This is a genomic window from Arthrobacter sp. JDC6, assembly GCF_056484025.1.
This window is the reverse complement of sequence record NZ_CM151278.1, coordinates 3,439,075-3,452,581: the sequence shown is the minus strand read 5'-3', so window position 1 is coordinate 3,452,581 and position 13,507 is coordinate 3,439,075. Positions and strand designations below refer to the sequence as shown.

Genomic DNA, 13,507 nt, shown 5'->3' with positions numbered 1-13,507 from the left:
AGGGAGAACAGCCAATGGGCACCGCAGATAAAGAGGCGCCGCTGACACCCCGCCAGCGCACCATCCTCGATGAGCTGGGCCGCCGGGGGTTCATTTCAACAAATGACCTGGCGGAGACCTTTGCCGTCTCCGACATGACGGTGCGGAGGGACACCCGGGTGCTGTCCAAGCGCGGACTGGCCCGGGTGGTCCACGGCGGCGTCAGCGCCGTGGACGGTCATGGCCAGAACGCGAACTTCGCCGCGCGCGTCCGGGAGGACGCGGACGCGAAGCTTCGGGTGGCCAGGGTGTGCCTCTCGATGATTGGCGAACGGGATGCCATCATCCTTGATGCCGGCACCACGACGTACCAGATCGCGCAGGAACTGCCCACGTCGTTCACCGGCACCATCATCACGCACTCCGCGCCCGCCATCCAGCGCTGCCTGCAGCTGACGGCGGCGCGCACCATCTGCCTGGGCGGGGAGCTGCTGCTGGACAGCCAGGCGTTCAACGGACCGATGACCGTCAGCGCCGCCTCCGGGCTCCGTGCCAAGACAGCCTTTATTGGCGTCAGCGGCATCCATGACGAGGCGTTCTATATTGAGCGCGACGTGGAGCGCGCCACTAAGATCGCCCTTATGAATTCAGCGGAACAGGTAGTGGTGGTGGCAACCCACCAGAAGATGCTGCGGTACGCGCTGGCGCGGCTGGCGGCGTTCGACGCGGTGGACATCCTGGTCACGGACGCGCCGCCGCCGCGGGAGATCGAGACAGCCCTGCGCGCCGCCAACGTCAAGCTGATGGTTGCCGCATGACGGCCCGCCTGCGCGTGTGCCTGCCGTCCCGGGACCTGCTGGACGCACTGGCGCCGATTGACGGCGTCGACTTTGTCCTGTGGGACCTCACCGGGCCGGCGCCGGACGGCCGGCTGGACCTGCTGGTGCCCGGCTACATGGGCAAACCGGCGGCGCTCGCCGCACTGGAGGGCGTGGACGTCGGCCTGGTGCAGAGCCAGTCCATCGGGTACGACGGCGTCGCCTCGGTGCTGCCCGCCGGCGTCACCTTCGCCAACGCGGCGGGAGTCCATGAAACCTCGACGGCGGAGCTCGCCGTGGGGATGATGGTTGCTTCCCAGCGCGGCATTCCGGACTTTGTCCGGAACCAGGAAACCGGTACGTGGGACAACAGCCAGCGGCCCAGCCTGGCGGACCGGCGCGTGCTGCTGGTGGGTTACGGGGGAGTGGGCAAGGCCATCGAGGCCCGGCTCCTGCCGTTCGAAACTGACGTCACCCGGATGGCCAGCCGCGCCCGCGACGATGAGCGCGGGACCATCCTCGGGATCGATTCGCTGTACCAGCAGCTGCCGCTGCACGAGATTGTGGTGGTCAGCGTCCCCCTGGGCGAAGACACCAAGCAGTTGGTGGATGCGAAGTTCCTGGCGGCCATGCCGGACGGGGCCCTGCTGGTCAACGTGGCCCGCGGCCCGGTGGCGGATACCGGGGCCTTGCTGGCAGAGACCGCAAGCGGACGGCTCCGGGCCGCGCTGGACGTCACCGATCCGGAGCCGCTGCCCGCCGACCATCCGCTCTGGACCACTCCCGGCGTGCTCATCACACCGCACGTGGGCGGCGCCAGTTCGGCCATGTTCCCCCGGATGGTCCGGTTGCTCAGGAAGCAGATCGGGCTGCTGTTGGAGGGCAAGGACCCGGTGAACGTGGTCCTCCCTTAACCGCGGCGGTTCCCGCCCCTATGCTTGGCCCATGTCCACTTTTGAAGTCCGCCGCAGTTCCGTCATCCCTGCCGCCGCCGAAGACATCTTTCCGCTCGTCAACAACTTCCACGAATGGACTGCCTGGTCCCCCTGGGAGACCATCGACCCCCGCATGAGCCGCCGCTACTTCGGCACTGAAGCAGGCACGGGGGCCGGGTATGAGTGGAGCGGCAACCGCAAGGCGGGCAGCGGCACCATGGAGATCGAGGAGTCGGTGCCGTCGAATCTGGTCCGGATCCGGCTGCAGTTCACCAAGCCCTTCAAGGCCCTGAACCCCACCACCTTCACGTTCACCCCTGCCCCGGGCGGCACCGAAGTGACCTGGCGGATGACCGGCGAGAACAAGGGCCTGGGGAGGGTGTTCGCACTGTTCATGAACATGGACAAGATGGTGGGCGCCGATTTCGAACGCGGCCTGGCCGCGTTGGCTGCCACAGTGGCGGCACGAAAGAGCTGAGGCCGCCACATGGGTGTCGTCGACGAAGCCCTGGACAGGATTGACGGACCGGACCGCAGTTGCCTCCAGCACGTGGTGGAGATTGCGCGGTCCCTGGCTCCCGACGCCACGGAGGGCATGAGCTACGGCATGCCCGCCCTCAAACTGGACGGCAAACCGCTGGTGGCGGCCGTGGCCGCAGCAAAGCACCTCTCGGTTTTCCCGTTCTCCTCCGCGGTGGTGGAGGCAGTGGCCGCCCGGCTGGAGGGGTACTCCCTGTCCAAGGGGACCATCCGCTTCACGGCGGACCATCCAGTGCCGGACGACGTGCTCGCTGACATCGTCCGGCTGCGGATGGCGGAAATACGGAAATAGGGCGCAAGACGACGGCGGGACCTATGGTCCTTCCAGCCGGCCGCGCCAGTGCATAGCGTGGTGCCATGGCTGATACTCTCTCCTCCCTCGCAGACTCCTTCAAGAACATGGGCGTTGCCCGCGCGTACGGCTCTCCCGTGAATGTGGGCGGGGAGGACATTGTGCCGGTGGCGCTGGTGTCCTTCGGTTTTGGCGGCGGCACGGAATCGGACCAGGGGGCATCGGGCGGCGGGGGCGGCGGTTTCGTTGTCCCGTTGGGCGTGTACCGGACCGTGAATGGGCGCGCGGTCTTCCGCCCCAACACCATCGCCATGCTGGTGTGCCTTGTCCCATTGGTTTCTGTGGCCGGCGCGGCGTTCCGAAAAGCGGCGCGCTCGGCCCGGAAATAAGCGCCGGCCGGCGGCCCGGCATTCCATAAAATTCCCCTATTTCGTCCCCGGTAATTCGGTTCCATAATGGCCTCGTAGACTTCGGGAACCTCCCGCCGCTGTCCTGTGCCACGGCGGAACCAGGGGTTCCAGGTGGCCGCCCCGGCAATCGGCGGGAAGGACGGCCACGAGGCCCGGCCGGGACGGCCGGACTGTTTCAGGGGGAGAGCAACGCCACTAAATGCACAAGGAGAATTGTCATGCTCAAGGATAGGGAAATCATGGCTGTGCTGCCGGCCAAGGATATTGACCGGGCACGGGAGTTTTACCGGGACAAGTTGGGACTGGAGCCGGTCCAGACGGTCGAAAACGACAACCTTATCTACCGCTGCGGCAAGGGAACGGGCTTCCTGCTCTACCAGACGGACAACGCCGGTTCCGCCAAGAACACCCAGATGTCCTGGGGCGTCGATGACGTCGAAAAGGAAGTGGAGGAACTGCGGGGCCGCGGCGTCGTCTTTGAGGAGTACGACATGCCGGGACTCAAGACCGAGAACGGCATCGCAACGATGGAAGGCATGGGCAAGGGTGCGTGGTTCCTCGACAGCGAGGGCAACATCCTGAACATTTCCTCGATCCCCGTCACGTAGCCATCCGCCTTGCACAGGCGCATACTCAATCACCTGGCAGCAAAGCCATAAGTACGACGCCGGCACGTGCCGCCCGAAGCACCCGCACCCGGGTGCGTGGCAGCGGCAGGCCGGCGCCGCCGTCGTAAGCGGCCTGAAAGGAAGGCACGGGAATGGGCGCGGAAGACATGGTTCCGGAGACAAAAGGCGTCTCGGTGGAGTTGCTGGCGGCCGTAGACCTTGACGGCGAGATTGACGGGATGGAAGGCCGGCAGCTGCGGATGCGGATGGTGACGATCGACCCCGGCGGGGTCTTCGGGCCCCTCCATGACCATGTGGGGCGACCCGGAACCGTCTTTATCCTGCAGGGAACCATCACCGACCACCGCGACGGCGCCGCCACGGACTATGGGCCCGGAGTGGGCTGGCCGGAGGACCGGAACACCACCCACTGGCTGGAGAACAGGGGGACGGTCCCGGCGGTGGAAATCTCCGTGGATATCGTCACCAAGCTTCCGTCATAAGTCCACGTGTTGTAAAAACCGGTGGCTTATCCGCCGTGTTCTGGGTATCTTGTGCATACCCGTGGTTGAGCAGTCAGCTGGCAAGTTACTCATGGGGGCCACTGATGGACGCCGCTGCTGACCAGCCACCTTCCGGGAGGATCCGTCCCGGCACCAGCTCACAGGGCAGGGTGTTCCATGCCTTCCGGCGCTGGCCGCTCGTCCCGGCCGCCGACCTGCTCCTGCTGCGCCACGCGCTCGTCGGCCAAGATTCCTCCACCGAACCGGACCACGCGTCCGCTCTCCGATGCCTCGTCGACGACGAACTCACGCGCCGGCTGGCCCTCCCGCCCGCTTCGGGGGACTAAGACTGCCGTGGGTCGGTAACGTGTGACATTGGGGGACCGGCCCACGGCCCAAATAAGCCGTCTGTTCCTTCCCCCGCCAGCCAATTCAAACGGCGGGCTGGCGCCGCCCCAGCGCCAGCCGCAGGGCGGCGCGGAGGGTGAGCCGGTTCCGCCTGGTGACCGCGATGACGGCTGCGACACCCGCCAGCAGCACCACGATCCCGCCTGCGGCCACGGACCAGCGGGCGCCGAACTGGCTCCCGATCCAACCGACCAGCGGTGAACCCAGGGCGGTGCCGCCCTGCAGGATGGCCAGGTACAGGGCCAGCACGCGACCGCGGAACTGTGGCTCCACGGACAGCTGGATGCTGGTATTGCAGCTGTTCAGGAACGTGATGGACGCCAGCCCCACGGGAATGAGGAGGGCAGCGTAGGCCCAGAAAGACGGCGCGACGCTGCCCAGGATGGTGAAGACACCCAGGCCCAGCGCCCCGCCCAGCAGGAACCTCAGCCGAGGACGGGACCTGCGGGCCGCCAGGAGGGCGCCGGCCAGGGTGCCCACCGCCATGATGGAACCGAGAAGCCCGAATTCACCCGGGCCCATGCGGAATTCGGTGGTGGCCATCAGCGAGTTGATGACGGGAAAGTTCATGCCGAACGCGCCCAGGACGCCCACCAGGACCATGATCAGCATCAAGTCCGGCCTTCGGCGCACGTAGCGGATGCCCTCAACCACCTGGTGCTTGTTCCGCTCGCCCTTTGCCACCGGGGCGGGCTGGGTAATGCGGATCCTGAACAGCGAGACCAGGACGGCCGCGAAGCTCGCCGCGTTGAGCAGGAACACCGGGCCCGTTCCCACCCAGGCGATGAGCACCCCCGCGATCGCGGGGCCTGTGAGCCGGGCGGTGTTGAAGGAGGCGGAATTCAGGGCCACCGCATTGGAGATGTTCTCCTGCCCCACCAGTTCCGAGACGAAGGCCTGGCGCGCCGGTGCGTCAACGGCACTGGCAACGCCCAGGCAGAAGGCCGCCACGTACGCATGCCACAGTTGGGCGGTGCCGGTCACCACCAGGAGGCCGATGGCGAGGCCGGTGGATGCCATGGCCAACTGCGTCCACATGAGGATAATGCGTTTCCGGTACCGGTCAGCCAGGACTCCGCCGTAAGGGCCGAACAGCAGCATGGGCAGGAACTGCAGGCCCGTGGTGAGGCCGACGGCGGCGCCTGAGTGGTCGGTGAGAACGGTCAGGACCAGCCAGTCCTGGGCCACGCGCTGCATCCAGGTGCCGATGTTGGAAACGATCGCACCGCTGGCCCAGATGCGGTAGTTGGGGTTTTCGAGGGCCCGGAACATCGCGCTCATTTGCCGCTCATTTCCTGCATGATGCGGGCCGCCCGGCTGAGGGTAAGCCTGTCGTCCTCGCTGAGCCCGGCCACGCGCTGGGCCAGCCAGGCCGTCCGCTGGCTCCGTGCCTCGGCGAGGACCGTCCTTCCCGCATCTGTGATGTCCACGCGGACCTGCCGCCCGTCGTCGGGGTCTGCGCTCCTGGTGACGAAGCCCTGGTCGGCGAGCGCGTTGACGATCCTGGTCATGGACGGGGCCTGGACGTGCTCACTCTCGGCAAGTGCCCGGAGCGTGCTGGGGCCGCTGCCGTTCAGCAGGGCCAGGACCGTGTATTGCCCGGGGGTGATGATGTCGCCCGTTGCCTCAACGCGGAGCCGGCGTGAAGTACGCATCACGGCGGTGCGGAGCTCGATGGCGAGGGTATCGGGCGTGGTGGGGTCTGCGGTTGCTGTGTTCTTCGTTTGGGTGGGTGACATGTATGCGGGTGCGCCTCCTGCTGACGTTCCTTAGCAGTGCTAATTAGTTCTGCTAACTATTATGGTCTGCTTGCTTATCAATGGGCAACAGCCTGCGGTGTGGGTTTGGTGACATGCTCCGGCAGAATGGGATGCGTGACTGGGGGCAGAGCTGATGTAAAGCGCAAATCCGCGTTGTCGTGGAAAGGAAAAGCGAACCTTGCGGTGGCCGTCCTGGTCATCTGCCTGGGCCCGATCCTGATTGGCGTGGGCAGTTTCATGATCAACGCCGACGAGGAGCTTGCGCGGACCGGGACACAGGCCACCGGAACGATCGTCCACTTCAAGGACGTCACCAAAGCCTCCTCGCGCAGGATGCAGGTTGAATTCACGGCGGCGGACGGGCTGCCCCACAGGACGTTCGCGGCCGTTGACCACGACCAGCATCCCGTCGTCGGCAGCGAAGCCACGGTGGTCTATGCCGAAAATGACCCGGCCAGGGCCGTTGTGCTGGGCTATGAGAGCGACGGTGTGTGGTTCCGTGGCGTGGGCATTGTGCTGACCGTCATCTTCGGCGGGCTGGGACTGCTGCTCTGCCTTGGGGTTGGCACCGCGGCCCTCCGTGCCAAATTCCGGAAACCCGCCACAAACCATGTGGTCTGAGACTGTCGCGGCTCTTAGGTCTGGCCGCTGCGGCTCGGCGGGCGTAGGCTCGGTCCACCATGACCGAGCAGCAGCCCTTTGAATTGATCCGGCGCTATCCGCATTTCGAGCTGCGCCGGTATCCGGACTACGTGGTGGCCGAAGTGACGGTCACCGCGGATTTTGACCGCGCCGGCAATGCCGCCTTCCGGCATCTCTTCAACTACATCAGCGGCAGCAATAATGCCCGGCAGAAACTGGCCATGACCGCTCCGGTGCTCCAGGAACCAGGGCCCCGGAAACTGGCAATGACCACCCCCGTACTCCAGTCCGGTCCGGTGCCGGGGTCGGGGGAGCCTGCCGAATATTCGGTGGCGTTCGTCCTTCCGGCCGGCGTGACAGCTGACGGCGCTCCGGTCCCTGCCGATCCCATGGTCAGGATCCGCGCGGTGCCAGGTTCCCTTGCCGCAGTGCTGGGATTCTCCGGCAGCGGTTCGGCATCGGCTTTCCAGAAGCGCAACGACGGCCTGCAGGCTGCGCTCACCCTGGCCGGGCTGACTCCCGTGGGGACGCCGAGATTCGCCCGCTTCGACCCGCCGTTCAAGCCGTGGTTCCTGCGCCACAATGAGGTTGTCCAGGATGTCCTGGAACCCCAGGCGGGTGGAACGGCACCGGGCGCTTAGCTGGAAGCAGTGCTGTAGGTTTCTTTCCCCTCCCCACCCGATACTTTCCTGCCTGCCCGGGAAGATCCCTATTCGGGCAACCATGCATAACGGATGGCCAGTCCGCACTCCGCTGCCCCATTCTCTGGGTATTGCCGCCCTTATGGATGGTTGCAGGGGACGCGGAGTCTCCTCCCACTTTCCCTTTTCTGTTGTTATTGCTGAAACTTTACGATAGTTTCTCACTGTGATGCAGGTCGCACTGGTGGGAGCCCGCGGCCATGATGCCAACAAAAGGACGATGATGACCCGCGAGCACAGCACCAGCACCTCCGAACACCGCTTCAAACGCCTGCACGAACGTCTGGGCGGCATCGCCTACGGGGGTGACTACAACCCCGAACAGTGGCCACGCGAGGTGTGGGACCAGGATGTCCGGCTCATGAAGCAAGCGGGCGTCAACCTGGTCACCCTGGCCGTCTTTTCCTGGAGCCGGTTCGAGACAGCCGACGGTCTTTACGACTTTGGCTGGCTGGACGAGGTGATGGACCTGCTGCACCGGAACGGCATCGGCGTGGACCTGGCCACTCCGGACGCCGTCCCGCCGGCCTGGTTGATCGCCCAGCACCCGGACATCCTGCCCGTCCTGGCCGACGGCTCTACGTTCGGCTTCGGCTCCCGACAGCACTTCGACGTCTCCCATCCTGCTTACCGGGAAAAATCGCTGGCCATGGCAGAGAAGATGGGGGAGCGCTACGCTGCCCACCCGGCCCTGCGCATGTGGCATGTAAACAACGAGTACGGACCGGTCTCGTACGGCCCGTACGCCGGCCGCGCCTTCCGGGCATGGCTGCAGGAAAAATACGGCGACCTGGAGAACCTGAACCAGGCATGGAGCACCGACGTATGGGGACAGCGCTACTCCGACTGGTCACAGGTGAACGCACCCGCCCGGCCGCGCACGTGGTCCAACCCGTCCCGCCGCCTTGATTACCACCGGTTCACTTCGGACAGCATGCTGGAGCACTACAAGGCCGAGCGGGACATCCTGCGCCGGTACACGCCAGATCTGCCGATTGTCACCAACTTCATGCGCTTCTACAAGAACAACGATTACTGGGCCTGGGCTGCTGAGGAGGACGCCGCGGCCCTGGACATCTACCCGGACCCGCGCGAGGAAGACGCCCACGTGGCCGCGGCGCTCAACTTCGACCTGATGCGCTCGCTCCGCCGCGGCCAGCCATGGCTGGTGATGGAACAGGCTACCGGCGCCGTCAGCCAGTGGTCCGTCAACGTCTCCAAGCTGCCCGGCAAAATGAGGCTTGGCTCCTACCAGGCCATCGCGCAGGGCGCCGATTCCATCCTCTTCTTCCAGTGGCGCCAGGCCAGGGGCGGCACCGAACGCTTCCACTCCGGCATGGTCAACCACGCCGGGCCCAATACGCGCATTTTCCGGGAAGTTTGTGAACTGGGCCAGGAACTCAAGGGCCTGGCCGGCCTCACCGGCACACGCTCCAGCGCCAAGGTCGCGCTGGTCTTCGACTGGGACTGCTGGTGGGCCCTGGAACTGGGGAACTCCCCGCGCTCGGACCTGAACTACGCCCAGGAAGTCCTCCGCCTCTACCGCCCCTTCTTCGACGCCAACATATCCGTGGACTTCGTGAACACCACCAGCGACCTCAGCCAGTACGGCATGGTGGTCCTGCCGGCGTCGTACCTGCTCACCGACCAGGCCGCCGGGAACATCGAGGACTATGTGGCCCGCGGCGGGCATCTGGTGGCCAGCTACCTCTCCGGCATCGTGGACCAGGACAACACCATCCTCCTGGGCGGCTACCCGGGCGCGCTGCGCAACGTCCTGGGAGTGTGGAGCGAGGAGATGCATCCGCTGGCCGGGGAGGGCGAGGCAGTCAAGCTTTCAACGGCCGACGGCGGTACGGCCTCAGCCGATTACTGGACCGAGCACCTGCACACCACCACGGCTGACGTTGTTGCGAGCTATGCCTCCGGCCGGCTGGAAGGCTCGCCCGCCGTCACCCGCAACAGCTTCGGCGCCGGCACTGCCGTGTACCTGTCGGCCAGGGTGGACAGCTCCTTCCTTGCGGAACTGCTCTCAACTGAACGTGCCGCTGCGGGAATCCGCGCGGAACTGGACGCGCCGCTGGGAGTGCAGGTCCGCCGTCGTGCCGGCAACGGACGCAGCTACCTGCTGGTCCTGAACCACAACGATGCACCCGCCAGGGTGGACGTGGGGCAGGGCGGCACAGACCAGCTCACCGGAGCCAATGTCACCGGCACGGTGGAGCTCGCCGCCAACGGCGTGCTGGTGCTGGAGGAAATACCCACTAAAGACTCAACCGCAGAAACGGGCCGGTAGGAGGCAGTCATGGCCATGCGATTGGAAGTACCTCCCGAGGCGGTCCCCACGGACGCCGATGCGCGAACTGAAAAACCGCGGAACAAACCCGGAGGCTGGAAGCTGGCCTTCAGGCGGGACTGGCGGCTCTACACCCTGGTGCTGTTGCCGCTGGCCTACTTCGCCATCTTCCGGTACCTGCCCATGGCAGGCAACGTGATCGCGTTCCGGCAGTTCCAGCCCGGCGGCAGCATCTTCGGCGAGAAATGGGTGGGCCTGAAATACGTCACCCTCTTCATCAACGATCCCAGCTTTTGGCAAGCGTTCCAGAACACCATCATCCTGGGCGTGCTGACACTGCTGTTCTGCTTCCCGATGCCCATCATCTTCGCGCTGATGCTGAACGAACTGCGTTCGCAGAAGTTCAAGAAGTTCGTCCAGACCGTGGCCTACCTGCCGCACTTCATGTCCGTGGTGATCATCGCCGGCATGATCCTGCAGAACTTCTCCATGACAGGCACCGTAAACCAAATTGCCAACTCGCTGTTCGGCACCACGGTTAACTTCACCCAGGACGCCGCGTGGTTCCGGCCCATGTACATCAGCTCCGAGGTGTGGCAGACCATGGGGTGGGGAGCCATCCTCTACCTGGCCGCCCTGACCCGGGTGGACGAATCGCTGTACGAGGCAGCCCGGATCGATGGCGCCAACCGCTGGCAGCAGACCTGGCATGTGACCCTGCCGGCCATCCGGCCCACCATCATCACACTGCTGATCCTCAACATCGGCACGTTCATGGCCGTGGGCTTCGAAAAGATCCTACTGATCTACAACCCGCTGAACTACCAGACCTCGGATGTCATCTCCACCTACCTGTACCGGGTGGGCCTTGAATCGTCGAACTTCAGCTACGCGGCGGCGATCGGCATGTTCGAATCCGTCATCGGCCTCACGCTGATTCTCTCCGCCAACGCCATATCCAAGCGGCTCGCCGGAACGAGCCTGTGGTGAAGGGGACAACTGTGAAAGGGACAGCCGTGAAAGAACCCGGCGCGAAAGCAGCACCAAAGGACACAGGTGTCCTGGTCAAGGACATGAAGGTTTCACGCAGCATGCGGCTGTTCCGGGTGGTGAACCTGGCCTTCCTGCTGGTGGTGGTGTTCCTGACCTTGTATCCGTTCCTGAACATCCTGGCGCAGAGCTTCTCAAGCGAAGGATTCATTAACGCCGGCAAGGTCAACCTGTTCCCCATGGGCTTCAACACCGAGACTTACCAGCTGATCCTGGCCGACTCGGTCTTTTGGCGGAACTACGGCAACACGATTCTGTACACCGTGGTGGCCACGGCTATCTCCATGGTGCTGACCACCAGCTTCGCGTATGCCATCGCGAGGAAGGACCTGAAAGGGCGCAGCCTGTTCATCGGCATCGCGGTGTTCACCATGTTCTTCAATGGCGGCCTGATCCCCAACTATGTGCTCATCACCTCGCTTGGAATGCGGGACACCTTATGGGCCGTAGTGCTGCCCAACGCCATCAGCGTCTTCAACCTGCTCATCATGAAGTCGTTCTTCGAGAACATGCCGCGTGAACTGGAGGAAGCGGCCGCCATTGACGGACTTACCCAGTACGGGGTGCTTTTCAAGGTGGTCCTGCCGCTGAGCAAGGCAATCGTTGCCACCATGGTCCTGTTTTACGCAGTAGCCAACTGGAACTCCTGGTTCCAGGCGTTCCTGTACCTGGACAACCCCGATCTGTTCCCGGTGACCATCTACCTTCGCAACATGATTGCCGGCGTCACCACGGCAGGCTCCGCCGGCGGTACCGCGGAGAACGTGGGCCAGATTGCCGCGAACATCCAGTCCGTCACCATCGTCCTGACCGTGATCCCCATCCTCTGCGTCTACCCCTTTGTCCAGAAGTACTTCTTTTCGGGCGTCATGCTCGGCTCCGTCAAGGAATAACCCTTATGAAAGGAAAACCCATGATCCGCAGACGAGATTTCCTCGGCCTGTCCGCGCTCGCAGCCTTCGGCCTGGTGATGGCGGGATGTGACTCTGACTCCGGCAGCAAGGCCGATACCTCAAAGGCCCGCAATGGTGCGATGGACAGCTTTGGGGTTGGGGACACGTTTAAGGCGACGGCGCCGCTGAGCTTCACCTTCCTGTTCAGCGATCAGCCCACCTATCCATACAAGAAGGACTGGCTCCTGTTCTCCAAGATGGCCAGCGACAACAACGTCACCCTGGAACCGACCATCGTTCCCAGCAGCGACTACGAGCAGAAGCGCAGCCTGTTGATCAGTTCCGGCAAGGCCCCGGAGATAATTGCCAAGACCTACCCGGGGCAGGAGAGCGCGTATGTATCCTCCGGCGCCGTCCTTCCCGTCAGCGACTACGTGGACCTCATGCCGCACTACCAGGACAAGATCAAGAAGTGGAAGCTGGAGCCTGAGATTGCAGGCCTCACCCAGGAGGACGGCAAGTACTACGTCCTGCCCGGTCTGCACGAGGAGCTCTGGCCGGACTACACGCTGGCGTTCCGGACCGACGTGCTGGAGAAGGACGGGATCGCGGAGCCCAAGACCTGGGACGAGTTCCGGGAGGTGCTGCGCAAACTCAAGAAGAACCATCCCGATGTGGTGCCCTTTTCCGACCGGTTCAACGGCAACAGCGTGCTGAACATTGCCGGCACCGCCTTTGGCACCGTGGCAGGCTGGGGCCTGGTGGACGGACTGACGTTCGATGAAGGCAAGAAGGAGTTCGCCTTCGGTGCCGGCAGCGGCCAGTTCAAGGATCTTGTGACCTACTTCAACTCCTTGGTTTCGGAGGGGCTGATGGATCCGGAAAGCTTCACGCAGACCGATGATTCGGCCATCCAGAAGTTCACCTCGGGCAAGTCGTTTGTGATCAGCGCCAACTCCCAAAACATCATCACGTACCGCACGTCAATGGAGCAGTCTCTGGGGAAGGGCAACTTCGCCGTCCGAAAGATCACGGTTCCCGGCGGCCCCGCAGGCGATGTCATTGGCGGTTCCCGGCTGGAAAACGGCATCATGCTGAACGCGTCCGTGAAGGACAAGGACAGCTTCGTGGCGCTGATGCAGTACATCGACTGGCTGTTCTACAGCGACGAAGGCCAGGAGTTCGCCAAGTGGGGGGTGCAGGGCACCACCTACAACAAGGAAGGCGGCAAACGCATCCTGGCCAAGGACATCAACTTCCAGGGCCTGAATCCGGGCGGCACCAAAGACCTGCGCGTGGATTACGGCTTCTCCGGCGGTAACTTCGCCTACGGGGGCACCACGGACCTGCTCCAGTCCACCTTCAATGAGGAAGAGCTGGCCTTCCAAAAGGCCATGAAGAGCAAGAAGCCCAGGCCCGTTGCCCCGCCCGTCCCGTTCAGCGACACCGACCGGGAGCAAGCCACCCTGACTCTCACGCCACTGAAGGACCACGTCAAGCAGAACACCTTGAAGTTCATCACCGGCCAGCGCAGCCTCTCGGAGTTCGACGCCTACGTCAAAGAGCTGGACAGCAAGGGCATGGGCAAATACGTAGAGTTGGCCAACAAGGCCTACAAGGCATACGCCGAAAAGAAGTAGGGCGTACGACGGCGGCCGCGGGCCTTCCGCGG

16 protein-coding genes are annotated in these 13,507 nt (G+C 64.3%); 14 read left to right on the top strand and 2 right to left on the bottom strand.

The window, feature by feature from the left end; all coding sequences use genetic code 11:
* The first annotated feature begins 14 nt into the window (after positions 1-14).
* The 8 genes from ACV095_RS15990 to ACV095_RS15955 all read left to right on the top strand — a co-directional run bounded on the left by ACV095_RS15990 (position 15) and on the right by ACV095_RS15955 (position 4,432).
* On the top strand, positions 15-797 hold the full coding sequence (locus tag ACV095_RS15990; RefSeq protein ID WP_018771346.1) for a DeoR/GlpR family DNA-binding transcription regulator: 783 nt from the start codon (positions 15-17) through the stop codon (positions 795-797).
* Positions 794-1,711, top strand: a complete 918-nt coding sequence (locus ACV095_RS15985; RefSeq protein WP_018771345.1) for a 2-hydroxyacid dehydrogenase — start codon at positions 794-796, stop codon at positions 1,709-1,711. Before ACV095_RS15990 ends, ACV095_RS15985 begins: the two co-directional genes overlap by 4 nt.
* 31 nt (positions 1,712-1,742) lie before the next feature.
* The gene (locus ACV095_RS15980; RefSeq protein ID WP_018771344.1) at positions 1,743-2,210 is read left to right on the top strand and encodes an SRPBCC family protein; all 468 of its coding nucleotides are present in this window, start codon (positions 1,743-1,745) and stop codon (positions 2,208-2,210) included.
* Between the two features lie 9 nt (positions 2,211-2,219).
* Positions 2,220-2,564 carry an iron chaperone gene (locus ACV095_RS15975; protein WP_268002678.1) on the top strand — a complete coding sequence of 115 codons (345 nt, stop codon included), beginning with the start codon at positions 2,220-2,222 and terminating at the stop codon, positions 2,562-2,564.
* A gap of 65 nt (positions 2,565-2,629) precedes the next feature.
* Entirely contained in the window at positions 2,630-2,953 is a 324-nt protein-coding gene (locus tag ACV095_RS15970; RefSeq protein WP_026266086.1) for a hypothetical protein, read from the top strand.
* A 239-nt stretch (positions 2,954-3,192) separates the two neighbouring features.
* Complete coding sequence (locus ACV095_RS15965) at positions 3,193-3,582, top strand: VOC family protein (RefSeq protein WP_018771341.1); 390 nt, start codon at positions 3,193-3,195, stop codon at positions 3,580-3,582.
* A 152-nt stretch (positions 3,583-3,734) separates the two neighbouring features.
* The gene (locus tag ACV095_RS15960; RefSeq protein WP_223993993.1) at positions 3,735-4,085 is read left to right on the top strand and encodes a cupin domain-containing protein; all 351 of its coding nucleotides are present in this window, start codon (positions 3,735-3,737) and stop codon (positions 4,083-4,085) included.
* A gap of 104 nt (positions 4,086-4,189) precedes the next feature.
* Positions 4,190-4,432: a hypothetical protein gene (locus tag ACV095_RS15955; RefSeq protein ID WP_018771339.1), complete on the top strand. Its 243-nt coding sequence runs from the start codon at positions 4,190-4,192 to the stop codon at positions 4,430-4,432.
* Positions 4,433-4,517: 85 nt separating this feature from the next.
* On the opposite strand, the gene ACV095_RS15950 is transcribed toward ACV095_RS15955, so the two are convergent.
* Both ACV095_RS15950 and ACV095_RS15945 read right to left on the bottom strand, forming a co-directional pair.
* On the bottom strand, positions 4,518-5,774 hold the full coding sequence (locus ACV095_RS15950; protein ID WP_026266085.1) for an MFS transporter: 1,257 nt from the start codon (positions 5,772-5,774) through the stop codon (positions 4,518-4,520).
* Positions 5,771-6,232 carry a MarR family winged helix-turn-helix transcriptional regulator gene (locus ACV095_RS15945; RefSeq protein ID WP_018771337.1) on the bottom strand — a complete coding sequence of 154 codons (462 nt, stop codon included), beginning with the start codon at positions 6,230-6,232 and terminating at the stop codon, positions 5,771-5,773. Before ACV095_RS15945 ends, ACV095_RS15950 begins: the two co-directional genes overlap by 4 nt.
* Before the next feature lie 135 nt (positions 6,233-6,367).
* On the opposite strand from ACV095_RS15945, the gene ACV095_RS15940 reads away from it, so the two are divergent.
* The 6 genes from ACV095_RS15940 (at position 6,368) to ACV095_RS15915 (ending at position 13,475) form a co-directional block, all read left to right on the top strand.
* On the top strand, positions 6,368-6,874 hold the full coding sequence (locus ACV095_RS15940; protein WP_043425439.1) for a DUF3592 domain-containing protein: 507 nt from the start codon (positions 6,368-6,370) through the stop codon (positions 6,872-6,874).
* Between the two features lie 59 nt (positions 6,875-6,933).
* Positions 6,934-7,536 carry an SOUL family heme-binding protein gene (locus ACV095_RS15935; RefSeq protein ID WP_018771335.1) on the top strand — a complete coding sequence of 201 codons (603 nt, stop codon included), beginning with the start codon at positions 6,934-6,936 and terminating at the stop codon, positions 7,534-7,536.
* 229 nt (positions 7,537-7,765) lie between these two features.
* On the top strand, positions 7,766-9,892 hold the full coding sequence (locus ACV095_RS15930) for a beta-galactosidase (protein WP_478223466.1): 2,127 nt from the start codon (positions 7,766-7,768) through the stop codon (positions 9,890-9,892).
* A 9-nt stretch (positions 9,893-9,901) separates the two neighbouring features.
* A complete protein-coding gene (locus tag ACV095_RS15925; RefSeq protein WP_018771333.1) occupies positions 9,902-10,882 on the top strand; it encodes an ABC transporter permease in 981 nt (326 codons plus the stop codon).
* Between the two features lie 83 nt (positions 10,883-10,965).
* Positions 10,966-11,835 (top strand): carbohydrate ABC transporter permease, encoded by an 870-nt coding sequence (locus ACV095_RS15920; RefSeq protein ID WP_026266084.1) that lies wholly within the window; start codon positions 10,966-10,968, stop codon positions 11,833-11,835.
* A gap of 5 nt (positions 11,836-11,840) precedes the next feature.
* Complete coding sequence (locus tag ACV095_RS15915; protein ID WP_056389425.1) at positions 11,841-13,475, top strand: ABC transporter substrate-binding protein; 1,635 nt, start codon at positions 11,841-11,843, stop codon at positions 13,473-13,475.
* The last annotated feature ends 32 nt before the right edge of the window (positions 13,476-13,507 follow it).